The organism is Saccharibacillus sp. O23 (assembly GCF_002205895.1).
Taxonomy (GTDB): Bacteria; Bacillota; Bacilli; order Paenibacillales; family Paenibacillaceae; genus Saccharibacillus.
Genome location: NZ_NJDE01000009.1, coordinates 406,050 through 430,803 on the forward strand (window position 1 = coordinate 406,050; position 24,754 = coordinate 430,803).

Genomic DNA, 24,754 nt, shown 5'->3' on the forward strand with positions numbered 1-24,754 from the left:
TAGATGTTTAAATTTAATGAAGAAAAAGGTCAGCTGAAGTGCTCCTTCTGCGGAAAAACGCAGGAGCAGGTACGCAAGCTGGTTGCCGGACCCGGCGTATATATTTGCGACGAATGCATCGAACTCTGCACGGAGATCGTCGAAGAGGAATTGGGGCATGAAGAGGAAGTCGATCTGAAAGACATTCCGAAGCCGCAAGAAATCCGCGCGATTCTCGACCAATACGTCATTGGCCAAGACCAAGCGAAGAAATCTTTGTCCGTTGCCGTATACAACCACTACAAACGGATCAACGCGCAGAGCAAATCGGAAGACGTCGAACTGCAAAAGAGCAATATCATGTTGATCGGACCTACCGGTTCCGGTAAAACGCTGCTCGCGCAAACGATGGCCCGCATCCTCAACGTTCCGTTCGCGATCGCGGACGCCACTTCCCTCACGGAAGCCGGTTATGTCGGTGAAGACGTGGAGAACATCCTGCTCAAGCTGATTCAAGCTGCCGATTACGATGTGGAGAAAGCCGAACGCGGCATTATCTATATCGACGAAATCGATAAAGTAGCGCGCAAATCGGAGAACCCTTCGATCACTCGCGACGTATCCGGCGAAGGCGTTCAGCAGGCCCTGCTGAAAATCCTCGAAGGTACGGTAGCTTCCGTTCCTCCGCAAGGCGGACGCAAACACCCTCATCAAGAATTCATTCAGATCGACACGACGAACATCTTGTTCATCTGCGGCGGCGCTTTCGACGGCCTCGAGCAAATGATCAAACGTCGGATCGGCAAAAAAGTCATCGGTTTCAACGCCGAAGGCGAAGGCCAACGCGATCTGAAAGCAGGCGAATACCTGATGATGGCGCTGCCGGAAGACCTGCTCAAATTCGGTCTGATTCCGGAATTCGTCGGTCGTCTCCCGGTCATCTCGACGCTGGCTCCGCTGGACGAAGAGACGCTGGTTCGCATCCTGTCCGAGCCGAAGAACGCCCTGACCAAGCAGTACAAGAAGCTGCTTGAGATGGACAACGTCAATCTCGAGTTCGAAGACGCCGCGCTGCGCGCAATCGCCGAAGAAGCGATCAAACGCAATACCGGTGCCCGCGGTCTGAGAGCGATCATCGAAGGCTTGATGCTGGACGTCATGTACGAAGTGCCTTCGCGCGAAGACGTGACCGAATGCGTCATCACGGAGAAAGTCGTTCGCGAGAAAGTCGTGCCCGAACTGGGCGCCAAAAACAAAAAACGGGAAGAAAGCGCCTAAGGCGTTTTCTTCTTTCGCATAGGTCTCATGCCGAGCCGGTCAACCCTATAGATGGTTTGGCCGGTTTGTTATGAGTACGAATAGCCGCTAAGACAGCAAATGCCGTATTCCTCGTCCGTGAAGGACGTTATCTTGCTTGTTCCGATTTGGAGGTCGAACGAAATGTATTTAAGACATCAGACACGGCCCGTAAAAGTGGGCAATCTGGTTATTGGCGGCAGCGACGAAGTGATCATTCAGAGCATGTGCACGACCAAGACGGCCGATGTGGAAGCGACGGTCGCCGAGATTCTTCGTCTGGAAGAAGCCGGCTGTCAGGTCGTGCGGGTAACCGTCAATAACGACGAAGCCGCCGACGCGATCAAAGAAATCAAGAAACGCATTCATATTCCGCTGGTCGCCGATATTCATTTCAACTATAAGCTGGCGCTCAAAGCGATCGAGAACGGCATCGATAAAGTCCGGATCAATCCGGGCAATATCGGCAAACGCGAGAAGGTCGAAGCCGTCGTCAAAGCGTGCAAAGACAAAGGTATTCCGATCCGGATCGGCGTTAATGCGGGTTCGCTCGAAAACCATCTGCTCGAAAAGTACGGGTATCCGACAGCCGACGCGATGGTCGAAAGCGCCTTGTTCCATATCGGAATTCTGGAAGAGCTCGATTTCCACGACATCATCGTCTCGCTGAAAGCGTCCGACGTGCCGATGGCTATCGAAGCTTACAGCAAAGCCGCGCAGGTCATTCCTTATCCGCTGCACCTCGGCATCACGGAAGCCGGGACGCTGCATGCGGGCACGATCAAAAGTTCGGCCGGCATCGGCGCGCTGCTGTCGATGGGTATCGGTTCCACCGTGCGCATCTCGCTCAGCGCCGATCCGGTCGAAGAAGTCAAAGTCGCCCGCGAACTGCTGAAGACCTTCGGTCTGATCACGAACGCGGCGACGCTGGTCTCCTGCCCGACCTGCGGCCGTCTGGATATCGACTTGTTCTCGATCGCGAACGAAGTCGAAGAATATATTTCCAAGATCAAAGTTCCGATCAAAGTCTCCGTGCTCGGCTGCGCGGTCAACGGTCCGGGCGAAGCGCGCGAAGCGGATATCGGCATCGCCGGAGCTCGCGGCGAAGGATTGTTGTTCCGTTACGGCAAGATGATCCGTAAAGTTCCCGAAGCCGATATGGTCGAGGAATTGAAAAAAGAAATCGACGCGATCGTGGTTGCTTATGAAGCAACGGGACAGATTCCGGGCCGCGAGGAACGTCATCAACCGAAAGCTTCGAAAGTCGAAGCTTAATAGCTTGTCGACTCTTGATCCGAGGTCCGCGTCGCCTTGCTTTCAGCGGCGGCCAAGACCCGCGTCGCTCAAGCGAGTCGGCGCAATCGGATGACCTTATAGGCGGTTTGCCGGCAAAGCCCGGCAGGCCGCCTTTTTGTACCGGAAGTTTTGGGACGAAGGGCGGCAGAGACCGCCTTTTTGCGCGCTTTGTGCCTCGCATGTTCCTATGCTACACTTAACACACGAATAAATGCCGCATGCCGCTTATCGCGTGGCCCAAATAAAACGCGATAAGCGCGACAAGCCTTTTGAGGGGTGTGAAAACGATGGGATTGAACAAACAGAAAAACCGCCGTTTTCCGTTGCTGCCTTTGCGGGGGCTTCTCGTCTATCCGAGTATGGTGCTTCATCTGGATGTCGGACGGGAACGCTCGGTCAAGGCGCTGGAAAAGGCGATGGTCGACGATCATTTGATTCTTCTCTGCTCGCAATCCGAGGTGAATATCGAGGAACCGGCGCAGGATGATATATTCCGAATCGGGACGGTAGCCAAAGTCAGACAGATGCTTAAGCTGCCGAACGGCACGATTCGTGTATTGGTCGAAGGTCTGGAACGCGCCGAAGTGTTGGAGTATATCGAGGACAATACCGAATTCTACGAAGTGTATGCCCGCGAACTGCCCGAACCCGACGCGGAAGATCCGGAGATCGACGCGTTGATGCGTACCGTGCTCACTCAATTCGAACATTACATCAATTTATCCAAAAAGGTTACTCCCGAGACGCTTGCCGCGGTATCGGACATCGACGAGCCGGGTCGACTGGCCGACGTGATCACGAGCCATCTTCCGCTCAAGATCAAAGACAAGCAGGCGATTCTCGAAACGGTAGAATTCCGCGCGCGCCTGGAGAAGCTGCTCGATCTGCTGAATAACGAACGCGAAGTGCTGGAGCTGGAACGCAAGATCGGCCAGCGCGTGAAGAAGCAGATGGAGAAAACGCAGAAGGAATATTACCTGCGCGAGCAAATGAAGGCGATTCAAAAAGAGTTGGGCGAGAAGGAAGGCCGGGCAGGCGAGGTCGAAGAACTGCGCGAACAACTGGAGAACGGGAATTTCCCGGAGAAAGTGCACGAGCGGATCAAGAAAGAGATCGACCGTCTGGAACGGATGCCGACCAGCGCCGCCGAAGGCGGCATCATTCGCGGTTATGTCGATTGGCTGTTGGCGCTTCCGTGGAGCAAAGAGACCGAAGACGTACTGGATATCGTTCGGGCCGAAGACATTCTGAACGAAGATCATTACGGCCTCGAGAAGCCCAAAGAGCGCGTGTTGGAATATCTGGCCGTTCAGCAGCTCGTCAAGAAGCTCAAAGGACCGATTCTGTGTCTGGTAGGGCCTCCGGGCGTCGGCAAAACTTCGTTGGCCCGTTCGATCGCGCGTTCGCTCGGCCGGGAATTCGTGCGCATCTCGCTGGGAGGCGTGCGAGACGAAGCGGAGATCCGCGGTCATCGCCGGACCTACGTAGGCGCCATGCCGGGGCGCATCCTGCAAGGCATGCGCACCGCCGGCAGCAGCAATCCGGTATTCCTGCTCGACGAGATCGATAAGATGGCGTCGGACTTCCGGGGAGATCCGTCGGCCGCGCTGCTCGAAGTGCTCGATCCCGAGCAGAACAATACGTTCAGCGACCATTTCGTCGAGATTCCTTATGATCTGTCGAAAGTGATGTTCGTGACGACGGCCAACATGCTGCAGGGGATTCCGCGTCCGCTGCTGGACCGGATGGAAGTCTTGAACATCCCCGGTTATACGGAGTTGGAGAAGCTCGAGATCGCCAAACGCTATTTGCTGCCGAAGCAAAAACGGGAACATGGTCTGGACGAAGAAAAGTTGGATCTGCCGGAAGAAGTGCTGCTCCAGATCGTTCGCGAATATACGCGCGAGTCGGGCGTCCGCAATCTCGAACAGCAGATCGCCGCGATCTGCCGCAAAGCGGCCAAGCAGTTGGTATCGGGAGTCCGCGAAACGGTCGAAGTGACTCGAGGATCGTTAAAAGAATACCTCGGCAATCCGAGATTCCGTTACGGCCTCGCCGAAGCGGAAGATCAGGTCGGCAGCGCGACGGGGCTGGCATGGACCGAAGTCGGCGGCGAGACGTTGACGATCGAAGTCAGCGTACTGCCGGGCAGCGGCAAACTGACCCTCACCGGCAAACTGGGCGACGTCATGAAAGAATCCGCTCAAGCGGCGTTCAGTTATACCCGTTCCCGGGCTCGGCAGCTCGGCATCGACGGACAGTTCCACGAGAAAAACGACGTGCATATTCATATTCCGGAAGGCGCCGTTCCCAAAGACGGACCTTCGGCCGGCATTACGCTCGCTACCGCGCTGATCTCGGCGCTGACGGGACGGCCGGTATCCAAAGACGTCGCCATGACCGGCGAAGTCACGCTTCGCGGCCGCGTTCTGCCGATCGGCGGCCTCAAAGAGAAGTCGCTTGCGGCTCACCGTGCGGGATATACCAAAGTGCTGCTTCCCGCCGACAACGAACGGGATCTGCGCGATATTCCGGACAGCGTGAAAGAAGCGGTGCAGTTCGTGCCCGTCTCGCATATGGATCAGGTGCTCGAACACGCGTTGTTGGCCGGATCGGCTCAAGCGGATACGGAAGCCGCCGCGCAAACGCATTAAGCCCATTGAAGAAACTAAGCAATCAACCGGGTCGGCTGCTCGCAAAAAACAGATTTCGCGTATGCGGGATCTTGGCGAAGAGCGGCCGGAACGGTTCGGAGAGGATTTTAACCTAATGAATGTAACAAGTTCCGAATTTATGATCAGTGCCGTCGGCCCGAAACAATATCCCGAGGACGGCCTGCCGGAGATCGCGCTTGCCGGACGTTCCAACGTCGGCAAGTCGTCGCTGATTAACCGCATGCTGCGGCGCAAAAATTTGGCTCGGACCAGTTCCGTGCCGGGCAAGACGCAGCATATGAACTATTATTTGGTCAATCGCTCGTTCTTTTTCGTCGATTTCCCGGGTTACGGCTTCGCGAAAGTATCGAAGCAGCAGCGGGAAGCATGGGGCCACATGATCGAAGCGTATCTGCTCGAGCGCGAAACGCTGAAGCTCGTCGTGATGGTCGTCGATCTTCGTCATCCGCCGAGCAAAGACGACGTCAAAATGTACGAATGGCTGAGCCATTACGAACGTCCGATCTGCGTAGTCACGACCAAAGCGGATAAAGTGCCGAAAACGAAATGGCAGAAACACGCGAAAGTCATCAAACAGGATCTGGGCATGCGTCCCGGCGATCCGCTCGTCATGTTCTCTTCCGAGAACGATATGGGCAAAGAGGAGCTGTGGAGCGTGCTCGAAGGCTACTTGGGCGAGCTGAAGACGCTTGAGCAGCGCGCAGCGGAAAAAGAAGCCGCGCAGCCCGAAACTTTCGAAGACGAACCTGCCGAATAAGGCAGGGTTCGCGTAAGATCGCGCAACCGAAAGAAACATGAAGCAATCTGCTGTAAAACGCTTACAAAAACCGTTTATGCGGCGGAATAAGCAAAGATTTGCGGAAAAGGCGTCTCCGGCGACGGAGCCGTCTTTTGGCGTTTAACGGGTATAATAAAGTTAAGTTCGTCTACCCATCTTGAGGAATCGAGGGGATTCGCCATGGCGCAGCGTTTAGCTACGGAATTCGTTAAGGCCCGTTTATTGCTGCCGGAGAGCCAGATGTCGAAATTTCTTCAGCACGTTCAGGACCCGCGCATCCGCTGCCGGGTTCGGATTCTCGACGGCGGAAGCCGCGAGATCGTGCTGGAAGACGAGAGCGGCGAAGGCGTCTGCCTGCCGTTCGACCGGCGGAGAAACCTCTTCGTCTGCGAATTGTCTTGCCGTCTGGTCAATCCTCGCCTCACGCATCTCGTGCGTCAATTATTCGTCATGTTCAAAGGCGCGGGAATGATCCGCCGGATTTACCCCGGATTCGTTATGCTCGACTTCTACGCGGACGGATCGGTGCGAAGAATCATCGAGTTGACGGGCGGAGCCAGCCGTCTGGTGTTCGAACATCGCGATCAAGTGCCCGAACTTGAATATCGCTTCCGTACGACCGATATCGAGAAAGAGATCGAAGAGATCCGCCTGCGGGTGGACCTGCTGCTGGATCGCCGGCGAAACGGCATTTCGGATGAAGAAAAGCTTCGGATCGATCGGCTGCTGCGCCAAGAAGCCCGGCGTTTATTTATATTGGAAGCCTGAAAAAAGATTGTTTACATCCAAACATTCATAAACATTTCATTTAATTCTTCCAATTATGCGAATACGCTGTGATATACTTTATATAGTTTGTTTATGACGGTTTGTGTTTATTCTTTTTAGCAGCAATCCCAGATCAGGCGGTGAACTTGTTATGCACATTATGGTAGTCGGATTGAATTACCGGACGGCTCCGATCGACATCAGAGAACGGTTTGCCATTGCGGACCAAGACCTTCCGGAAGCGCTGGAGCGCCTCAAAGAAACCAAAAGCGTGCTGGAAGGCGTGATCGTCGGCACTTGCAACCGGACCGAATTGTACGTCGTAGTGGACCGGCTGCATATGTGCGCGTTCTACATCCGTAACTTCATGGAGCAGTGGTTCGGCATTCCGAAAGCCGATTTCACGCAGCATTTATATATTTACGAAGACGAGCAGGCGGTCGATCATCTGATGAGAGTCGTCTGCGGACTCGATTCGATGGTGCTCGGCGAAACGCAGATTCTCGGACAGGTCAAACAAGCGTTTCTGACCGCGCAGGCCGAGAAAGCGACCGGAACTTGGTTCAACATGCTGTTCAAGCAGGCGGTGACGCTGGGCAAACGCGCCCACTCCGAGACGTCGATCGGCGAGAATGCGGTATCGGTCAGCTACGCGGCGATCGAGCTCGGTAAACGCATCTTCGGCATGTTTACCGACAAAAAAGTGCTGATTCTCGGCGCGGGCAAGATGAGCGAGCTGACGGTGAAGCATCTGTACGCCAGCGGCGCCGCGCAGGTTATCGTGGCTAACCGTACGCTGGATAAGGCGCGGGAATTGGCTGGCAAGTTCAACGGCGTGCCTTGCACGATAGAGGAAGGCGTGGCGATGCTGAGCGAAGTCGATATCGTCATCAGTTCGACCGGCGCTTCCGATTACGTGCTGACGCGCGAACAGGCGAAGAATCTGGCGGCGGTCCGTCGTTCGCGTCCGCTGTTCATGATCGATATCGCCGTGCCGCGGGACATCGATCCGGCGATCGCCGAGCTGCCGGGCGTTTTCCTCTACGATATCGACGACCTCGAAGGCATCGTGGAGAGCAATATGGAACTGCGCCGGGCCGAAGCCCTGAAGATCGAGAAGATGATCGCGCAGGAATCCGATAACTTCTACGGTTGGCTGAAGACGCTGGGCGTCCGCCCCGTGATTCGCGCGCTTCAAGAGAAAGCGAGCGATATCCATCAGGATACGCTCGAGAGTCTGTTCAACAAGCTGCCGGAATTGGACGAGCGTCAACGCAAAGTGATCAGCCGCTTGATGAAAAGCGTAGCGAATCAAATGATGCACGATCCGATCAACCGGGTCAAAGAAATGGCCGCCGATCGCGACGGCGCGGAAGCCGTCGAGATGTTTACGAAGATTTTCGCGCTGGAGTCGAGACTGGAAGAAGCGGAATCGGCCGAGACTTCGGAAGCGACCAAAAAGACTGCGGACACCCCGGTTTTTGCCCTGCGTCCGGCAGTTCTCTAGGCAGGTGAACGGCATGCTGCTGCTTGCGAGTTTGATCGAGTTGATGATTTACATTTATGCCCTGAGCCTTCTGTTCTATTTCTCCGATTGCGTAAGCCGCAGCGTGAGATCCCGGCGGATCGGCGCGGGGCTTCTTGGCGTAACGGCGCTGCTGCAATTTTCCGTGATCGCGGTTCGCACCGTGATCGAGAGCCGGCCGCCGCTGTTTTCCGTCTACGATTTCTTGTTTCTGTTCGTCTTCGTGCTGACGGCGGCGGGATTCGCGCTTGCGCTGACGCAAAAAGCCGAATTCGTCGTGCTGCTGTTGGGCATCGTCGGCTTTACGGCCAGCGTGCTGAACGAGTTCTGGTTCCCGGTAGGCGCGCACGCCGAACATATCGGCTATACGCAGAAGCTGCTGCTGATCCTGCACGTGGTGCTGGCGAATCTAAGCCTCGTGGCGTTGACGATCGCCGCGGTGTTCGGCATCTTGTACCTTTTTCTGTATGCGATGCTCAAAAAGAAAAAATGGAACGATACGGTTCGCCGGCTGCCGAGTCTGGAACAGACGGAACGTTGGGCGCATCTGTCGGTCTTGACCGGAACGCCTCTGCTGATCGTGTCCCTGCTCGTCGCGTTCTTGCTGATCGTGGCGCAGCGGCGTTGGGAGATGCTGCTGGACGTCAAAGGCATCACCACGTTTGCGGCTTTGGCCGTGTACGGATTGTATTTTCTGCTTAAACGCACGCGCAAATACTCGGGCTTTTCGATCGCCAAATGGACGCTGGTCGGTTACGCGCTCGTGATCGTCAACTTGCTCAGCAACGCGTTCTCCGAATATCACAAGTGGAACGGAGGCTGAGCCGGAAATGGGCGAATACATGCCGATTATGCTGGATGTCGAAGGAATGAAGACGCTGCTGGTCGGCGGAGGGAAGATCGCGGGCCGCAAAGCCGGGCAGTTGGCTGCGGCAGGCGCGGATCTGACCGTGATCAGTCCGGAAGCCGTGCGGGAGATTAGGGAGCTGGAAGAAGCGGGCCGGCTTCGTTGGTTGAGGCGCGAGGCTTCGGAACAAGACGCCGCGGGCTACCGGCTCGTCTATGCGGCAAGCGGCGACGAAACGCTGAACGACCGGATCTCGGCGGCGGCGAAGGAAGCGGGCGCGCTGACGAACGTGGCCAGCCGCGCGCAGCAAGGAAACTTTATTCATCCGGCCGTTTTGCGGCGGGGAAGGCTGATCGTGGCGGCTTCGACGTCCGGAGCCGGTCCTTCCGCGGCGTCCGCGCTGATTCGGGAACTCGACGAACGTTTCGGCGACGAATACGAAACGTACGCCGAGTTTCTTTACGTGATGCGCGGACGGGTGCGGGAAGCGGTAAACGAGCCGGAAGTCCGGCACCGCTTGATGCGAAAATTGGCGGAAACCGATATACTGGACCAGATTAGACAAGACAAGTTCGTGCCGTGGAGCGAAGCAGAAGCCGCCGCATGGATCGAGAAAGAGCGGGAGGAATAACGGGAATGACAACGGAATTGCGGACAATCGTAGTAGGATCGCGCCAGAGCGCGCTGGCTCTGACCCAGACCCATCAAGTGATCGAAGCGTTGGAGAAACTGACGGAGGAAGCGGGATTGGCTTTTCGTTTCGAAGTAAAAAAGATCGTGACCAAAGGCGACCGGATTCTGGACGTGACGCTGTCGAAAGTCGGCGGCAAAGGTTTGTTCGTCAAAGAGATCGAACAAGCGCTGTTGAACGGCGAGATCGATATGGCCGTGCACAGCATGAAAGACATGCCGTCCGAACTGCCGGAAGGGTTGATCAACGGCGCGGTGCCGCTTCGGCAGGATGCCCGGGACTGTCTGATTTCGCGCGAAGGCGTGGATCTGGACGGGCTGCCCCGCGGGGCGAAGGTCGGAACCAGCAGCCTGCGCCGTTCCAGCCAACTGTTGGCTTACCGGCCCGATCTGCAGCTGGAATGGATTCGCGGCAATATCGATTCCCGGCTGCGCAAATTGGAGACCGAAGGGTTCGACGCGATTCTGTTGGCCGCGGCCGGACTGAAGCGCATGGGTTGGGAAGACCGGATCACTTCGTATCTGCCGGTCGAGGTCTGCTTGCCCGCGGTCGGACAGGGAGCGCTCGGCATCGAATGCCGCGCCGACGACGCCGGACTGCTGGAGCTGCTTCGCCGCTATCAGGACGAAGATACGGCCCGCACGGTCCAAGCGGAGCGCTCGCTGCTGGCCGCGCTGAACGGCGGCTGCCAAGTGCCGATCGGCGCTTACGCCGTGCTTCGCGAAGACGGCAAGACCGTCTCGCTGACCGGCCTCGTCGGGATGCCGGACGGCAGCCTGCTGCTCAAAGAAACCGCGGAAGGAACCGATCCGACGGAACTCGGGCTTCAGGTCGCAGGCAAATTGGCCGCCAAAGGCGCGGACCGGATTCTCGAACAGGCAAGGGGCTGAACTGGAATGACAACAGGCAAAGTATATCTGGTCGGAGCCGGTCCCGGCGACGCCAAATTGATCACGCTCAAAGGGCTGGAATGCATCAAAAAAGCGGACGTCGTCGTCTATGACCGGCTCGCCAGCCCGCGGCTGCTGCGCCAGATGAAACCGGGAGCGCGCAAAATTTACGTCGGCAAACGCACGGAACGCCATACCATGAAGCAGGAAGATATCAACAAGCTGCTGGTCGAGCTGGCGTTGGAAGGCCATATCGTCGTTCGCCTCAAAGGCGGCGATCCGACCGTGTTCGGCCGCGTGGGCGAAGAAGCGGAAGAACTTCGCAAGCACGGCATCGGTTACGAGATCGTGCCGGGCATCACGTCGTCGATCGCGGTCCCGGCTTATGCCGGCATTCCGGTTACGCACCGCAACTTGGCTTCTTCGTTCTCCGTCATCACCGGACACGAACATCCGGAGAAGCTGGACAAGATGATCAAATGGGACAAAGTCACGAACGCGACCGGAACGCTGGTCTTTATGATGGGCGTGGCTCAGATCGGCCATATCTCCGCGCAGCTGCTGAAGCACGGACGTCCGGCTTCGACGCCGGTCGCGCTTGTCCGCTGGGGTACCCGCGCCGAGCAGGAGACGCTGATCGGCACGTTGGCCGATATCGCGGACAAAGTGGCGGAACGCGATTTCAAACCGCCGGCGGTCATCGTCGTCGGCGATGTGGTCGGTCAGCGCGAACGGCTGCGTTGGGCCGAGCAGATGCCTTTGTTCGGACGGCGCATTCTGGTCACGCGCGCGCGCAGCCAAGCGAGCGAATTGGTCGACCGCATCGAGGAATTGGGCGGCGAGCCTTACGAGTTCCCGGTGATCGAGACGATCATGCCGGCGGGCGAAGAGAAGCTGGAGAAGATCCGGCTGGCGATGAGCGAGATCGAGAGCTACGACTGGGTGTTCTTCACCAGCGTGAACGGCGTCGATTATTTCTTTCGCCATCTGGACGAAGCGGGACTCGACGTCCGTTCGCTGCATCGGGCGAAGATCGCGGCCGTCGGACCGGCGACGATCGAAGCGCTGCGTCGCCGTGGCATCCGCTGCGAAGCGCCGCCGGAACGTTTCGACGCCGAAGGGATGATCGAAGCTTACGGCGAACGGCTGCTTACCGGCGAGCGCGTGCTGCTGCCCAGAGGCGATCTGGCTCGCGGCTGGTTGTCCGAGACGCTGCAAGAGCGGGGACTCGGCGTAACCGAACTCGATACTTACGAGACGGTATTGACCGGCGAAGACGACGAGGACCTGCTGGATCTGCTGCAAGACGATAAAATGCACGCGGTGACGTTTACCAGCTCGTCCACGGTTCGCAACCTGCTCGCGGTACTGAAGCGGATGGGCGCGGACGACGCCGTCGAACTGCTGAACCGTTCGACGATCGCCTGCATCGGTCCGCAGACGGCCAAGACCGCCGAAGACAGCGGCTTGCGCGTCGATCTGCTGGCCAAAGAAGCGACGATCGAAAGTCTGTTGGATTCGCTCTGCGGCTGGAAAGCGGGGACGGATCACGGAGAATCGGGTATGTAAGATAAAGCGGCCGGAATCCTTCATCGCGAAGGACCGGCCGGATTTTTGCCGGTCGCGGCCGGTCCATTTCTTTCTAAAAAAGGAGTCTTTCATTATGGCATTTCCAACTGTCAGACATCGTCGTTTGCGTCGCACCGCAGCGCTGCGGAGCATGGTCCGGGAGACCGCGATCAGCGCGAACGATTTTATCATGCCGATCTTCGTGACTTACGGAGAAGGCGTCAAGACCGAGATCAGCTCGATGCCGGGGGTATACAACTTCTCGCTCGACACGCTGAGATCGGAAGTCGACGAGATCGTCGGATTGGGCATCAAAGCGGTGATCTTGTTCGGCATTCCGGAGACCAAAGACAGCGTGGGCACGGGCGCTTACGCGCAGGACGGCATCGTGCAGCAGGCGACGCGCAAGATCAAAGAATGGTATCCGGACCTGCTGGTCGTAGCGGATACCTGCTTGTGCGAATTCACCGATCACGGCCACTGCGGCATGGTCCATACGTTTGAACGCGACGGCCATATTCACGGCGACGTGCTTAACGACGAATCGCTGGAACTGCTGGTCCGCACGGCCGTATCGCAGGCGGAAGCGGGAGCGGACATCATCGCGCCGTCGAACATGATGGACGGTTACGTTCAAGCGATCCGGGAAGGGCTCGACGCCGCCGGATACGACCAGATTCCGATCATGGCCTATTCGGTCAAATACGCGTCGGCGTTCTACGGCCCGTTCCGCGAAGCCGCCGATTCGGCGCCGCAGTTCGGCGACCGCAAGACCTATCAGATGGACCCGGCGAACGCGCTGGAAGCGATCCGCGAAGCGGAGAGCGACGTGCTGGAAGGTGCGGACATGCTGATGGTCAAACCTGCGATGGCCTATATGGACATCATCCGCACGATCAAAAACGAATTCGATCTGCCGCTTGTGGCTTATAACGTCAGCGGCGAATACGCGATGGTCAAAGCGGCGGCCAACAACAATTGGATCAACGAGCGGGGCATCGTGCTCGAACTGCTCACCGGACTCAAACGCGCCGGAGCGGACATCATCATCACTTATCATGCCAAAGACGCGGCCCGCTGGCTGCGCGAAGAACAGCATTAAGTACCGCAGCCGAAGCCGGAGTCTCGTTTTTCTCCGGTTCGTCGGACTAATTATCGAGGAGTGATTCCATGAGCGAATCCGTATCCAAGCGGGTCGATACCCGTTCGAGCGCCGCTTTCGAAGAAGCCAAACAATACATCCCCGGCGGCGTTAACAGCCCGGTTCGGGCTTTCAAATCGGTCGGCTTGACGCCGATCTACATCGAGCGGGGCGAAGGTTCCCGCGTCTACGACATCGACGGCAACGTCTTTATCGATTACGTCGGTTCGTGGGGGCCGCTCATCATGGGCCATGCGCATCCCGAAGTCGTGCGCGCCCTTCAGGAAACGGCGGCCAAAGGCACGAGTTTCGGCGCGCCGACGCTGCTCGAGACCGAGATGGCGAAGCTGGTCGCCGAACGCGTTCCGTCCGTCGACATCGTGCGCATGGTCAATTCCGGCACGGAAGCGACGCTCAGCGTGATTCGTCTGGCGCGCGGCATCACCAAGCGCGACAAGATTCTGAAGTTCGAAGGTTCGTATCACGGGCACAGCGACAGCCTGCTGATCAAAGCCGGTTCGGGCGTGGCGACGCTCGGCCTGCCGGACAGTCCCGGGGTACCGGAAACGCTGGCTTCCAATACGATTACCGTGCCTTATAACGATATCGACGCGGTCAAGCTGGCGTTCGAAAAATTCGGCGAGCAGATCGCCTGCATCATCGTCGAGCCGGTCGCCGGCAACATGGGCGTCGTGCCTCCGCGGCCGGGCTTCCTCGAAGGCCTGCGCGAAGCGACGGAACGTTACGGCAGCCTTCTGATCTTCGACGAAGTCATGACCGGCTTCCGCGTGGGCTTGAATTCCGCGCAAGGACGTTTCGGCGTGACGCCGGATCTGACCTGCTTCGGCAAGGTGATCGGCGGCGGTCTGCCGGTCGGCGCTTACGGCGGCAAACGCGAGATCATGGAGCAGGTCGCTCCTAGCGGCCCGATCTATCAGGCCGGTACGCTCAGCGGCAACCCGCTGGCGATGGCGGCGGGCTACACGACGCTCAAACTGCTGACGCCGGCCGTCTACGAACGGCTCGAAGAAGCCGGCGCGCGCCTGCAAGCGGGCTTCGAACGAAACGCCCGGGAAGCCGGGATTCCGGTGACGATCAACCGGGTCGGTTCGATGGTCTGCCCGTTCTTCGCGGAAGGTTCGGTCGTGGACTACGACACGGCCAAAGCGAGCGATCTGGCCCTGTTCCGCCGCTACTTCGCGGCGATGATCGACCGCGGCGTCAGCGTGGCGCCGTCGCAGTTCGAAGGCATGTTCGTCTCGGGCGTGCACAGCGACGCCGATATCGACGCCACGATCGAAGCGCACCGCGGCGCGCTGCTGTCGCTCTGATGGCGCGGAGCTGGACGCGCCGCGGCGAATGGATCGAGACGGCGCTGCCCGCCGGGTTCGCGGACGGACATAAGCCGGAAGCGGACAAGGCGGACGCGTCAAGCGCCGAGGCGAAAAGCGCAGCGACCCGGGCGGTAATCGCGGAAGCGGAGAACGCGAGCGTTCCGAGCGCCGAAGCCGGCAAGCTGCCGGCCGAGCCGCCGTCAGCCGCGCCGAATGAGGGCGCGGCTGACGGCGAACCCGGCGCGGACTCCGAAGCGTCCGCGAGCGAGAGCCGCCCGGCGCCTGCGGCCGCCGGGCTTGAAGCCCGGGCCGCCGCTGCGCTCGGCGTGCCCGAGAAGCTGGCCCGCCGCCTGCTCGCGGCGGGCGAAGTGCAGGTCCGGGGCGGCCGCGCGATGCTGCGGCTGCGCCCGGACGAAGATCTCGGCTTCGATCCCGCTTGGGAAGAAAGCGGGATCGAAGTCCTGTACGAGGACGACTTCTGCTTAGTCGTCCGCAAGCCCGCGGGGATCGCGGTGCATCCCGACGGCAGCCGCGCGCAGCGCGCGACGCTGGCGAACCTCGTCGCCGCGCATTACCAGATGCACGGCGAAGCCTGCGCCGTGCACCATGTGCACCGTCTGGACGAATACACGTCCGGTCCCGTGCTCTACGCCAAAGGCGAGTTCGCGCGGCTGGCGCTGGACGCCCAAATGCGCGAAAAAGGCATCGGCCGCGTCTATCTCGCGGTCGCGGCGGGCAAAGTCCCGCCGTCCTTGACCGCGATCGACGCGCCCATCGGACGCGACCGCCATCACAAGAGCCGCCGCCGGGTATCCCCCGGCGGACAGGAAGCGCGGACGCGCGTGGAGCTTGTCCGCCATCTGTCCGGCGGCCGCGCCAGCCTCGTCCGGCTGACGCTGGATACCGGACGCACGCATCAGATCCGCGTGCATCTGGCGCATGCCGGACATCCGCTGATCGGCGACGTCTTGTACGGAGGTCCGGAAGATCCTTTGAACCGACAGGCGCTGCACGGAGAACGGCTGGATTTTACGCATCCTTTTACCGGAGAAGGGATCGAAGTATCCGATCCCTTGCCCGAAGACATGGAGCGGCTGCTCGACCGTCTGACATGACGTGGCACATTTCGCGGAGAATCATTGACGAGTGCGTAAGCTCACGGTATGATAGAGGATATTCATGAACTTTTCTACAGACGAGGATCGGGAAGAGTAGGCAGCAGGCCCTTCAGAGAGCGGAATTCGCAGGCTGGAAGATTCCGCAGGATACAAGCTGACCGAAGTCGCCCGGGAGTCGTTCTTCTGAACCTTTTTTCGGCCTTCGATTTCGAATGTGCGATTAGCTAGGAAGAACCGGTTTACGGCCGTTATCCGTACGAGTGCCGCGGCTTTTTTTGGATTTTCGAAGACCAGTTGTTCTGGATTTTCTTCGAAAACCAGCAAGTCACGGAACAAAGGTGGTACCGCGAAAGCAAGTCCTTTCGTCCTTTGCGACGAAAGGCTTTTTTTATTGCCTTTTTTAACCCCAACATTCGCATTTCAAAAACAGGGAGGGCTGTCCGATGTCGGATATTCAAGCCAACGAAAATCAAACCTCGCTGCCGACGACTTACGATCCGAAGTCCGCGGAGCAGAAATGGTACACATACTGGATGGAGAACGGTTTCTTCAAAGCCGGCCGCGTGCCGGAAGCGAAGCCTTACACCATCGTAATCCCGCCGCCGAACGTAACGGGCGTGCTGCATATCGGCCACGCGCTGGACTTCACGCTTCAGGATATTCTGGTTCGCGCGAAGCGCATGCAAGGATACGACGCGCTCTGGCTGCCGGGTTCCGACCACGCGGGGATCGCGACGCAGGCCAAAGTCGAACAGAAACTGCGCGAGCAGGGCATCAGCCGCCACGATCTGGGCCGCGAGAAATTTTTGGAGCAGACTTGGGAATGGAAAGAAACGTACGCCGCGAATATCAAAGCGCAGTGGGCGAAGATCGGTTTGTCGCTCGACTATTCGCGCGAACGCTTCACGCTGGACGAAGGATTGTCCGACGCGGTTAAAGAAGTCTTCGTCAAGCTGTACGACAAAGGCTTGATCTACCGCGGCAAACGCATCATCAACTGGGATCCGGCGGCTCGTACGGCGCTGTCGGATATCGAAGTCGAATACAAAGAAACGCAGGGACATCTGTATCACCTGCAGTATCCGCTCAAAGACGGAAGCGGTTCGATCACGGTCGCCACGACGCGTCCGGAAACGATGCTCGGCGATACGGCCGTAGCCGTTCACCCGGAAGACGAGCGTTATGCGGATATGATCGGGAAGACCCTCGTGCTGCCGATCATCGGCCGCGAGATTCCGGTCATCGCCGACGACTACGTGGAGAAAGAATTCGGAAGCGGCGCGGTGAAGATTACGCCGGCGCACGATCCTAACGACTTCGAAGTCGGCCTGCGTCATGATCTGCCGCAGATCACGGTGATGGACGAAGGCGGCATCATGAACGCCGAAGCCGGTCCGTACGAAGGACTGGACCGCGCGGACTGCCGCAAGAAGATCGTCGCCGATCTCAAAGAGCAGGGCGTGCTGATCAAGATCGAAGACCACCTGCATCAAGTCGGCCACAGCGAGCGTACCGACGCCGTCGTCGAACCTTATTTGTCGACCCAATGGTTCGTGAAAATGCAGCCGCTGGCCGAGCCGGTCGTCGCCGCGCAAAAGAACGGCGAAGGCGTCAATTTCGTGCCGGACCGCTTCGAACGCACGTATCTGCATTGGATGGAGAACGTTCGCGATTGGTGCATCTCGCGTCAATTGTGGTGGGGGCACCGCATTCCGGCTTGGTATTCCCAAGAAACGGGCGAGATGGTCGTAGCGAAGAGCGAAGAAGAAGCGCGCGAGAAACTGGGCCGCGGCGATCTCGTTCAGGACAACGACGTGCTCGATACGTGGTTCAGCTCCGCGCTGTGGCCGTTCTCGACGATGGGCTGGCCGGACGAAAACAGCGAAGATTTCAAACGCTACTATCCGGTCGACGTGCTCGTAACGGGATACGACATCATTCCGTTCTGGGTATCGCGCATGATCTTCCAAGGTTACGAATTTACCGGCAAAATGCCGTTCAAAGATACGCTGATCCACGGCCTTGTCCGCGACAGCGAAGGACGCAAAATGTCCAAATCGCTCGGAAACGGCGTCGATCCGCTCGAAGTCATCGACAAATACGGCGCGGACGCGATGCGCTTCATGCTGTCGACGGGCATCACGCCGGGACAAGACCTGCGCTTCCGTTGGGAACGCGTCGAACAGATCCGCAACTTCGCGAACAAGATCTGGAACGCTTCGCGTTTCGCGCTGATGAATCTCGAAGGTTTCACGTACGATCAGATCGACATTACGGGCGACCTGACGACCGCGGACCGCTGGATTCTGCACCGCATGAACGAGACGGCCCGCGATATCACGCGTCTGATCGATTCGTACGAGTTCGGCGAAACGGGACGACTGCTGTACAACTTCATCTGGGACGATCTGTGCGACTGGTACATCGAATTCGCCAAGCTCTCGCTGTACGGCGAAGACGCGGCTGCCAAAGCCAAAACGCAGTCCGTGCTCGCTTACGTGCTCGACCGCACGCTGCGCCTGATCCATCCGTTCATGCCGTTCATCTCGGAAGAGATCTGGCAGCATCTGCCGCATGACGGCGAGACGATCACGCTGGCCCAGTGGCCGACTTACGACGAGAAATTCGAGAACGCCGAAGCCGCGCGCGAAATGGAACTGCTGATGGATATCATCCGTTCCGTCCGCAACATCCGCGCCGAAGTCAACGTGCCGATGAGCAAAAAGATCGAGCTGAACGTCAAAGCGACTTCGCCGGAAATGCTCGAAATCCTGAACGCCAACGAAGGCTATATCCGCCGTTTCTGCAACACGTCCGATTACGCGAGCGGACTGGATCTGCAAGCTCCGGACAAAGCCGTAACGTCGGTGATCACGGGAGCCGAACTGTATCTGCCGCTGGCGGGACTGATCGATATCGCTCAAGAAATCGCCCGTCTGGAGAAAGAAGTCAAGACGCTGAACGCGGAAGTGGAACGCGTCGACAAAAAGCTGTCCAACCCGGGCTTCACGTCCAAAGCGCCGGCGCATGTCATCGAAGAGGAACGCGCCAAACAAGCCGATTACTCCGACAAGCGCGACAAGGTGCTGGCTCGCATCGCCGAGTTGAAAGGATAAGGTGGCACGATGGACAACAACGATCGGGGCGCTTCGGCGCCCCTGACTTCTTATGCGGAAGCCGTGGATTGGATCAACGGACTCATTCCGTTCGGCATCCGTCCCGGGCTGGAACGGATCGAGCGTCTGATGGAGCTGTTCGGGCATCCGCATCGCCGGCTCAAATTCATTCACGTCGCGGGCACGAACGGCAAAGGTTCGACCTGCGCTTTTCTGACCGGCGCGCTGATCCGCAACGGTTACGACGTCGGCACGTTCACGTCGCCTTACATCACCAAATTCACGAACCGTTTTCAATATAACGGACAAGATATTCCGGACGAGACGCTGCTGGCCTTGTCGAATCGCCTGAAACCGGCGGTGGAAGAGATCGCTTTGACCGAGCTCGGTTCGCCGACGATGTTCGAAGTGTCGACCGCGCTCGCGATTCTGTATTACGCGGACGTCTGCTATCCCGACGTCGTCGTGTGGGAAACGGGTCTCGGGGGACGCATGGACGTGACGAACATCGTGCATCCGATCGTGTCGGTCATTACGAACGTCGGCCATGACCATATGGACATTCTCGGCGACACGCTGGAGAAGATCGCGGCGGAGAAAGCGGGCATTATCAAAGCCGGCGTTCCGGTCGTGACCGGCGTCAGCCAACCGGAAGCGTTGCGCGTGATCAAAGAAACCGCGAATCTGCGCAAAAGCACCTGTTACGCGGCGGGCGAGAACTTCTTTTACGAGAAGACGGCCGGCAGCGAAGACGGGCAGAGCCTGCATTTCCGAGGACCGTTCCGCGAATTCGACCTGTCTCTTTCGCTGAGAGGAGAATACCAGTTGGAGAACGCGGCCGGCGCTTTCATGGCGCTCGAAGTGCTTCGCCAATACATGGCGTTCCAACTCGACGACGAGAAGACGGCCGCCGGGTTCGCCGAGACGTTCTGGGCGGGACGCATGGAACTCGTTCGCCGGGAGCCGCGCATTCTGATGGACGGCGCGCATAATCCGGAAGGAGCGGCGGCGCTCGCGCAAAGCTTGCAAAGCGGCTGGACGTACGGCCGTCTGGTGCTGATGATGGGCATGCTGTCCACCAAAAGCCACGAAGACTATTTCAAATCCATTCTGCCGCTGGTCGACGAACTGATCGTGACGGAACCGGATTTTCGCAAAAAGATGGACGCTTCGGCATTGGCCGAAATCGCGGAAGGATTGCGGGCGGAATACGCCAAGCCGGAACTCGCGATTACGGTCGAGCCGGACTGGCGCGCGGCGCTGGCCCGGTTCGAAGCGTCGATCGGTCCGGAAGACCTCGGGGTCGTTTCCGGCACTTTATATTTGATTTCCGACGTGCGTGCACAATTGCTGCAGCAGGCCGATTCTGAGAAAGGTTGGTGAAACGCAAGATGAATAAGACCGAACACATCCATTTCATCGGCATCGGCGGTTACGGCATGAGCGCGATCGCGCGAGTTTTGCTTGAAATGGGATATAAAATTACGGGGTCCGACGTGGCCGAACAAAGCTTGACCAAGCGTTTGGTGGAAGGCGGAGCGGAGATCCATTACGGACATAACGCCGCTTATGTGCAAGGAGCGGACACCGTCGTGTACTCGACCGCGCTGCCGGAAGACAACGTGGAACGAGTGGAAGCGCAGCGCCTCGGCATCCCGACGCTGCATCGTTCGCAGATGCTGGCCCGCCTCCTGAACGAACGCAAAGGTATCGCCGTCGCGGGCGCGCACGGCAAAACGACCACTTCGTCGATGACCGCGCTGGCGATGGAAGAATGCAGAGTCGATCCGACTTACATCATCGGCGGAGAGATCGTCGGCTTCGGCACCAACGCCAAAGCCGGCAAAAGCGAATACGTCGTGGCGGAAGCCGACGAGAGCGACGGCACGTTCCTGCAATACCATCCGTACATCAGCATCGTGACCAATATCGAAGCCGACCATCTGGAGAATTACGACGGCAGCTTCGAGAAGATCAAGGAAGCTTACGTGCAGTTCCTGAATCAGACGCGCGAAGACGGATACGCGATCGTCTGCGGCGACGACGAGAATCTGCGCGAACTGATGCCGCGTTTGACGGGCCGCCTCGTGACCTACGGCATGGGCGAAGACGTCGATTACCGCATTTCCGATCTGGAATTGGGCGACCGCCGCTCGTCGTTCACCGTCAGCGAGCAAGGCCGGGAATTGGGCCGCGTCAACTTGTTCGTGCCGGGCAAATACAATGCGTTCAACGCGACGGCCGCGCTGATTGCTTGTCTCAAAGCCGGCATTCCGTTCGAAGAAGCGGCGGAGGGCTTGTCGAAGTTCCACGGCGCGAAGCGCCGCTTCCAAGTGTTGGTCGATACGGCCGGCGCGCTGGTCGTGGACGATTACGCGCACCATCCGACCGAGATCGAAGCGACGCTTCGCGCGGCGAAGTCGACAGGCAAACGGATCGTGGCCGTGTTCCAGCCGCAGCGTTACACGCGCACGTTCTTCCTGCTCGACGCGTTCAGCCGGGCGTTCGCGGACGCCGACGAAGCGATTATCGTCGACATCTATTCGCCGGCCGGCGAACAGCCGATCGAAGGCGTGCATTCGTCGTCGCTGACCGAACTGATCCGGCAGAACAGCAATCCGAACGCCCGTTATCTGGCGACCAAAGAAGAAGTGCTGGCCGATCTGACGGACCGCATCGCCGACGGCGACCTGGTGATCACGATGGGCGCGGGCGATATCTGGAAAGTGTCGCATGCGCTCGCCGAAGATTGGAAGAACCGGACGCGCTGAGGACGAACGCTTCGTTTCGGTTCATAAGCTTGCCTTTGCAAGAAGCTTTGCTTCCGCCTTCGGGCGCGGCAAAGCTTCTTTTTCAACAATCCTCCTTGCAGGGCGAATGTTCCGAAGCATCGTCTATTTCAAGGCTGCGCAAGCGAACTTGAGACGCAAGTAGCGTTCAATTATAATGGGTAAGTGCTATTTTGGCGGGCATCGTTCGGACTTCGCGTCGACGATGCCTTTTTGAAGGGGGAACATGAAGATGAACCGACACGAACCGCTGCTGATCCTCGCTTCCGGCTCGCCGCGCAGACGGGAGCTGTTGTCGCTGCTGAATTTGCCTTTCGAAGTTCGGCCGAGTGATGCCGACGAGAGCACGCCGCAAGATTGGGAGCCGGAGAAGATCGTCACCGAGCTGGCGCTTCGCAAAGCGCGCGCCGTCATCGGCGAAAAGATGCCGGAGAACGCCATCGTCATCGGCAGCGATACGATCGTCGTGCTGGACGGCCAAGTGCTGGGCAAGCCGGCGAACGCCGAGGAAGCGGCCGGAATGCTTCGCCGCTTATCGGGCCGCAAACACGAAGTATATACGGGACTTGCCTGTATCGGAGTGCCCGAACAGCCTGCCCGCACTTTATCCGGATACAGCAGCGCCCGCGTGACCATGCGGGAGATCTCCGATTCGGAGATCGCGGCTTATATCGCGACCGGAGAGCCCATGGACAAAGCGGGATCTTACGCGGTGCAAGGACTGGGCGCGGTGTTCGTCGAGCGCGTCGAAGGCGATTATCACGCGATCGTGGGCCTGCCCGTCGCTCTGCTGTACCGTATGCTGACGCGTCTGGGCGCGAACGCCCTCGCTTGATCGGCGAACGCCCGAACAACGTTCGGGGCCGACTCGATTGCGCAAGCGGAGCATGGTATAATGGGCGATGTTACATAGCCGCCGGAACCTCGAGAGTGCTTAAGCCGCGGAGAAAACGCGGCGCAGGTCCGGTTGACAACCCGCTTTAAGCTGGTATTGTTTAAAAGGGACAAATTCGGTATTGCCGCATTAGGCGTTGAACAAGCCCGGGTTCCGATCCTGCCATGATCGACATACACGCGTTGAACGAATGAAGCGGCTTCCCGACCATGAAGGGAAGACTGCGAATGGAATCGACAACGACTATTATGCTTCGGGATCTTCCGCGCGAAGAGCGGCCGAGAGAACGGATGCTTCGCTCCGGAGCCGAAGCTTTAAGCCATGCGGAACTGCTGGCGATTCTGCTTGTCACGGGTACGCGGAAAGAATCCGCGCTCACGGTCGCCCAGCGCATATTGGGCCAGACGAGCGGCCTGAGGCAGCTGGCCGATATGGGCATCGAAGAACTGATCGGCATCAACGGCATCGGGCCGGCGAAGGCGGTGCAGCTGAAAGCGGCTATCGAGCTGGGTCGGCGCATGGCCGTTTCGCGCGTAGGCGATCGGGTCGTGATCCGAAGTCCCCGCGACGCGGCGGAACTGCTGGCCGAACAGCTGAGATACCTTCAAAAAGAACATTTCGTGTGTCTTTTTCTAAATACGAAAAATCAAGTGATCGCGCAGGAGACGCTGTCGATCGGCAGCCTCAACGCGTCGATCGTGCATCCGCGCGAAGTCTTTCGCGCCGCGATCAAATACGGCAGCGCTTCGATCGTCTGCGCCCATAACCACCCGAGCGGCGATCCGGCTCCGAGCCCCGAAGACATCGCGATCACCAAGCGGTTGGTCGAATCGGGACGGATCGTCGGCATCGACGTGCTCGATCATATCGTCGTGGGCGACGGCCATTTTGTCAGCCTCAAGGAGCAGGGAATGATGTGAGCTTTCCTGCCTGAGGGCTTTTATTCACGCACGGAATTAACCAACACGAAAATCGACACTCGAACGAGAAAAGGAGTTAAACGAACATGATGGGCAATAAAGATCTGGGAATCGACTTGGGTACGGCAAACACGCTGGTATACGTACGAGGAAAAGGCATCGTGGTAAGAGAACCTTCCGTGGTTGCGCTGCGTACCGACACGAAAACGATCGAAGCGGTAGGCGAAGACGCGAAGAAAATGATCGGCCGCACGCCGGGCAACATCCGCGCGATCCGTCCGATGAAAGACGGCGTAATCGCCGATTTCGATACGACGGCCACGATGATCAAATACTTCATCAATCAAGCGCAGAAGAAGCGTTCCATGTTCCAGCGCCACCCGAACGTGATGGTCTGCGTGCCTTCGGGCATCACCGCGGTCGAGCAGCGCGCCGTCGAAGACGCCACGAAGCAGGCGGGCGCGCGCGAAGCTTACACGATCGAAGAACCGTTCGCGGCGGCGATCGGCGCGGATCTTCCGGTCTGGGAACCGACGGGCAGCATGGTCGTGGATATCGGCGGCGGCACGACGGAAGTCGCGGTCATCTCGCTCGGCGGCATCGTGACGGCACGTTCGGTTCGCGTGGCGGGCGACGAGATGGACGAAGCGATCATGCAGTACGTGAAACGCCAGTATAATCTGATGATCGGCGAACGCACGTCCGAAATGTTGAAAATGGAGATCGGTTCGGCGATTCAGCTCGAAACGGCGGAAACGATCGAGATCCGCGGACGCGACCTCGTCAGCGGCCTGCCGAAGACCATCTCGATCACTTCGCACGAGATCGCCGAAGCGCTGGCCGATACGGTAAGTTCGATCGTCGAAGCGGTCAAGGTCACGCTGGAGAAGTGCCCGCCGGAACTGGCGGCCGACATCATGGACCGCGGCATCGTCTTGACGGGCGGCGGAGCGCTGCTGCGCAATCTGGACAAACTGCTGGCCGGCGAGACGGGCATGCCGGTGATCGTGGCCGACAACCCGTTGGACTGCGTGGCGATCGGCACGGGCCGCGCGCTGGATAACATCCACTTGTTCAAGGGCCGCGGAAGCAACGGTTCGGCCCGCTCGAAACGCTAAGACCGGAGG

At 58.6% G+C, this 24,754-nt stretch carries 19 protein-coding genes; all 19 read left to right on the forward strand.

Translation table 11 applies throughout. The features are described 5' to 3' along the window. The first annotated feature begins 3 nt into the window (after window positions 1-3). The 19 genes from clpX (at window position 4) to CDO73_RS13890 (ending at window position 24,745) form a co-directional block, all read left to right on the forward strand. The gene (gene clpX / locus CDO73_RS13800) at window positions 4-1,257 is read left to right on the forward strand and encodes an ATP-dependent protease ATP-binding subunit ClpX (RefSeq protein WP_088489089.1); all 1,254 of its coding nucleotides are present in this window, start codon (window positions 4-6) and stop codon (window positions 1,255-1,257) included. A gap of 162 nt (window positions 1,258-1,419) precedes the next feature. Beyond that, a complete protein-coding gene (gene ispG / locus CDO73_RS13805) occupies window positions 1,420-2,550 on the forward strand; it encodes a flavodoxin-dependent (E)-4-hydroxy-3-methylbut-2-enyl-diphosphate synthase (protein ID WP_087801034.1) in 1,131 nt (376 codons plus the stop codon). Between the two features lie 308 nt (window positions 2,551-2,858). After that, window positions 2,859-5,225: an endopeptidase La gene (lon, locus tag CDO73_RS13810; RefSeq protein ID WP_088489090.1), complete on the forward strand. Its 2,367-nt coding sequence runs from the start codon at window positions 2,859-2,861 to the stop codon at window positions 5,223-5,225. A gap of 115 nt (window positions 5,226-5,340) precedes the next feature. Next, entirely contained in the window at window positions 5,341-6,003 is a 663-nt protein-coding gene (gene yihA / locus CDO73_RS13815) for a ribosome biogenesis GTP-binding protein YihA/YsxC (RefSeq protein WP_088489091.1), read from the forward strand. 201 nt (window positions 6,004-6,204) lie between these two features. Then, the gene (locus tag CDO73_RS13820) at window positions 6,205-6,792 is read left to right on the forward strand and encodes a non-ribosomal peptide synthetase module (protein WP_088489092.1); all 588 of its coding nucleotides are present in this window, start codon (window positions 6,205-6,207) and stop codon (window positions 6,790-6,792) included. 151 nt (window positions 6,793-6,943) lie between these two features. Continuing rightward, window positions 6,944-8,299, forward strand: coding sequence for a glutamyl-tRNA reductase (gene hemA, locus CDO73_RS13825; RefSeq protein ID WP_088489093.1), 1,356 nt, complete (start codon window positions 6,944-6,946; stop codon window positions 8,297-8,299). 13 nt (window positions 8,300-8,312) lie between these two features. Further along, window positions 8,313-9,140: a cytochrome c biogenesis protein CcsA gene (ccsA, locus tag CDO73_RS13830; RefSeq protein ID WP_088489094.1), complete on the forward strand. Its 828-nt coding sequence runs from the start codon at window positions 8,313-8,315 to the stop codon at window positions 9,138-9,140. 7 nt (window positions 9,141-9,147) lie between these two features. Continuing rightward, window positions 9,148-9,795, forward strand: coding sequence for a precorrin-2 dehydrogenase/sirohydrochlorin ferrochelatase family protein (locus tag CDO73_RS13835; protein ID WP_088489095.1), 648 nt, complete (start codon window positions 9,148-9,150; stop codon window positions 9,793-9,795). A gap of 17 nt (window positions 9,796-9,812) precedes the next feature. Then, window positions 9,813-10,745 carry a hydroxymethylbilane synthase gene (gene hemC / locus CDO73_RS13840; RefSeq protein WP_088489152.1) on the forward strand — a complete coding sequence of 311 codons (933 nt, stop codon included), beginning with the start codon at window positions 9,813-9,815 and terminating at the stop codon, window positions 10,743-10,745. Window positions 10,746-10,751: 6 nt separating this feature from the next. Next, window positions 10,752-12,314 (forward strand): uroporphyrinogen-III C-methyltransferase, encoded by a 1,563-nt coding sequence (cobA, locus tag CDO73_RS13845; RefSeq protein WP_088489096.1) that lies wholly within the window; start codon window positions 10,752-10,754, stop codon window positions 12,312-12,314. A gap of 94 nt (window positions 12,315-12,408) precedes the next feature. Continuing rightward, the gene (gene hemB / locus CDO73_RS13850) at window positions 12,409-13,416 is read left to right on the forward strand and encodes a porphobilinogen synthase (protein WP_088489097.1); all 1,008 of its coding nucleotides are present in this window, start codon (window positions 12,409-12,411) and stop codon (window positions 13,414-13,416) included. A 68-nt stretch (window positions 13,417-13,484) separates the two neighbouring features. Continuing rightward, entirely contained in the window at window positions 13,485-14,786 is a 1,302-nt protein-coding gene (hemL, locus tag CDO73_RS13855) for a glutamate-1-semialdehyde 2,1-aminomutase (RefSeq protein ID WP_088489098.1), read from the forward strand. Further along, entirely contained in the window at window positions 14,786-15,904 is a 1,119-nt protein-coding gene (locus CDO73_RS13860) for an RluA family pseudouridine synthase (RefSeq protein ID WP_256972693.1), read from the forward strand. Before hemL ends, CDO73_RS13860 begins: the two co-directional genes overlap by 1 nt. 446 nt (window positions 15,905-16,350) lie before the next feature. Next, complete coding sequence (locus tag CDO73_RS13865) at window positions 16,351-19,023, forward strand: valine--tRNA ligase (protein WP_088489099.1); 2,673 nt, start codon at window positions 16,351-16,353, stop codon at window positions 19,021-19,023. Between the two features lie 9 nt (window positions 19,024-19,032). Next, window positions 19,033-20,406, forward strand: a complete 1,374-nt coding sequence (locus tag CDO73_RS13870) for a bifunctional folylpolyglutamate synthase/dihydrofolate synthase (protein WP_088489100.1) — start codon at window positions 19,033-19,035, stop codon at window positions 20,404-20,406. An 8-nt stretch (window positions 20,407-20,414) separates the two neighbouring features. Beyond that, a complete protein-coding gene (gene murC / locus CDO73_RS13875; protein ID WP_088489154.1) occupies window positions 20,415-21,794 on the forward strand; it encodes a UDP-N-acetylmuramate--L-alanine ligase in 1,380 nt (459 codons plus the stop codon). Between the two features lie 250 nt (window positions 21,795-22,044). Then, entirely contained in the window at window positions 22,045-22,647 is a 603-nt protein-coding gene (locus CDO73_RS13880) for a Maf family protein (protein ID WP_088489101.1), read from the forward strand. A gap of 287 nt (window positions 22,648-22,934) precedes the next feature. Next, window positions 22,935-23,627 (forward strand): RadC family protein, encoded by a 693-nt coding sequence (gene radC, locus CDO73_RS13885; RefSeq protein WP_088489102.1) that lies wholly within the window; start codon window positions 22,935-22,937, stop codon window positions 23,625-23,627. A gap of 86 nt (window positions 23,628-23,713) precedes the next feature. Beyond that, window positions 23,714-24,745 (forward strand): rod shape-determining protein, encoded by a 1,032-nt coding sequence (locus CDO73_RS13890; protein ID WP_088489103.1) that lies wholly within the window; start codon window positions 23,714-23,716, stop codon window positions 24,743-24,745. Window positions 24,746-24,754: the final 9 nt, after the last annotated feature.

Excerpts from the sequence above, each read along its gene's own strand:
- CDO73_RS13890 (WP_088489103.1), top strand. The coding sequence starts at position 23,714 with ATGATGGGCAATAAAGATCTGGGAATCGACTTGGGTACGGCAAACACG.
- cobA (WP_088489096.1), top strand. The coding sequence starts at position 10,752 with ATGACAACAGGCAAAGTATATCTGGTCGGAGCCGGTCCCGGCGACGCC.
- CDO73_RS13860 (WP_256972693.1), top strand. The coding sequence starts at position 14,786 with ATGGCGCGGAGCTGGACGCGCCGCGGCGAATGGATCGAGACGGCGCTG.
- hemB (WP_088489097.1), top strand. The coding sequence starts at position 12,409 with ATGGCATTTCCAACTGTCAGACATCGTCGTTTGCGTCGCACCGCAGCG.
- murC (WP_088489154.1), top strand. The coding sequence starts at position 20,415 with ATGAATAAGACCGAACACATCCATTTCATCGGCATCGGCGGTTACGGC.
- radC (WP_088489102.1), top strand. The coding sequence starts at position 22,935 with ATGGAATCGACAACGACTATTATGCTTCGGGATCTTCCGCGCGAAGAG.
- CDO73_RS13880 (WP_088489101.1), top strand. The coding sequence starts at position 22,045 with ATGAACCGACACGAACCGCTGCTGATCCTCGCTTCCGGCTCGCCGCGC.
- ispG (WP_087801034.1), top strand. The coding sequence starts at position 1,420 with ATGTATTTAAGACATCAGACACGGCCCGTAAAAGTGGGCAATCTGGTT.
- CDO73_RS13820 (WP_088489092.1), top strand. The coding sequence starts at position 6,205 with ATGGCGCAGCGTTTAGCTACGGAATTCGTTAAGGCCCGTTTATTGCTG.
- hemA (WP_088489093.1), top strand. The coding sequence starts at position 6,944 with ATGCACATTATGGTAGTCGGATTGAATTACCGGACGGCTCCGATCGAC.
- clpX (WP_088489089.1), top strand. The coding sequence starts at position 4 with ATGTTTAAATTTAATGAAGAAAAAGGTCAGCTGAAGTGCTCCTTCTGC.
- hemL (WP_088489098.1), top strand. The coding sequence starts at position 13,485 with ATGAGCGAATCCGTATCCAAGCGGGTCGATACCCGTTCGAGCGCCGCT.
- CDO73_RS13835 (WP_088489095.1), top strand. The coding sequence starts at position 9,148 with ATGGGCGAATACATGCCGATTATGCTGGATGTCGAAGGAATGAAGACG.
- CDO73_RS13865 (WP_088489099.1), top strand. The coding sequence starts at position 16,351 with ATGTCGGATATTCAAGCCAACGAAAATCAAACCTCGCTGCCGACGACT.
- yihA (WP_088489091.1), top strand. The coding sequence starts at position 5,341 with ATGAATGTAACAAGTTCCGAATTTATGATCAGTGCCGTCGGCCCGAAA.
- lon (WP_088489090.1), top strand. The coding sequence starts at position 2,859 with ATGGGATTGAACAAACAGAAAAACCGCCGTTTTCCGTTGCTGCCTTTG.
- CDO73_RS13870 (WP_088489100.1), top strand. The coding sequence starts at position 19,033 with ATGGACAACAACGATCGGGGCGCTTCGGCGCCCCTGACTTCTTATGCG.
- ccsA (WP_088489094.1), top strand. The coding sequence starts at position 8,313 with ATGCTGCTGCTTGCGAGTTTGATCGAGTTGATGATTTACATTTATGCC.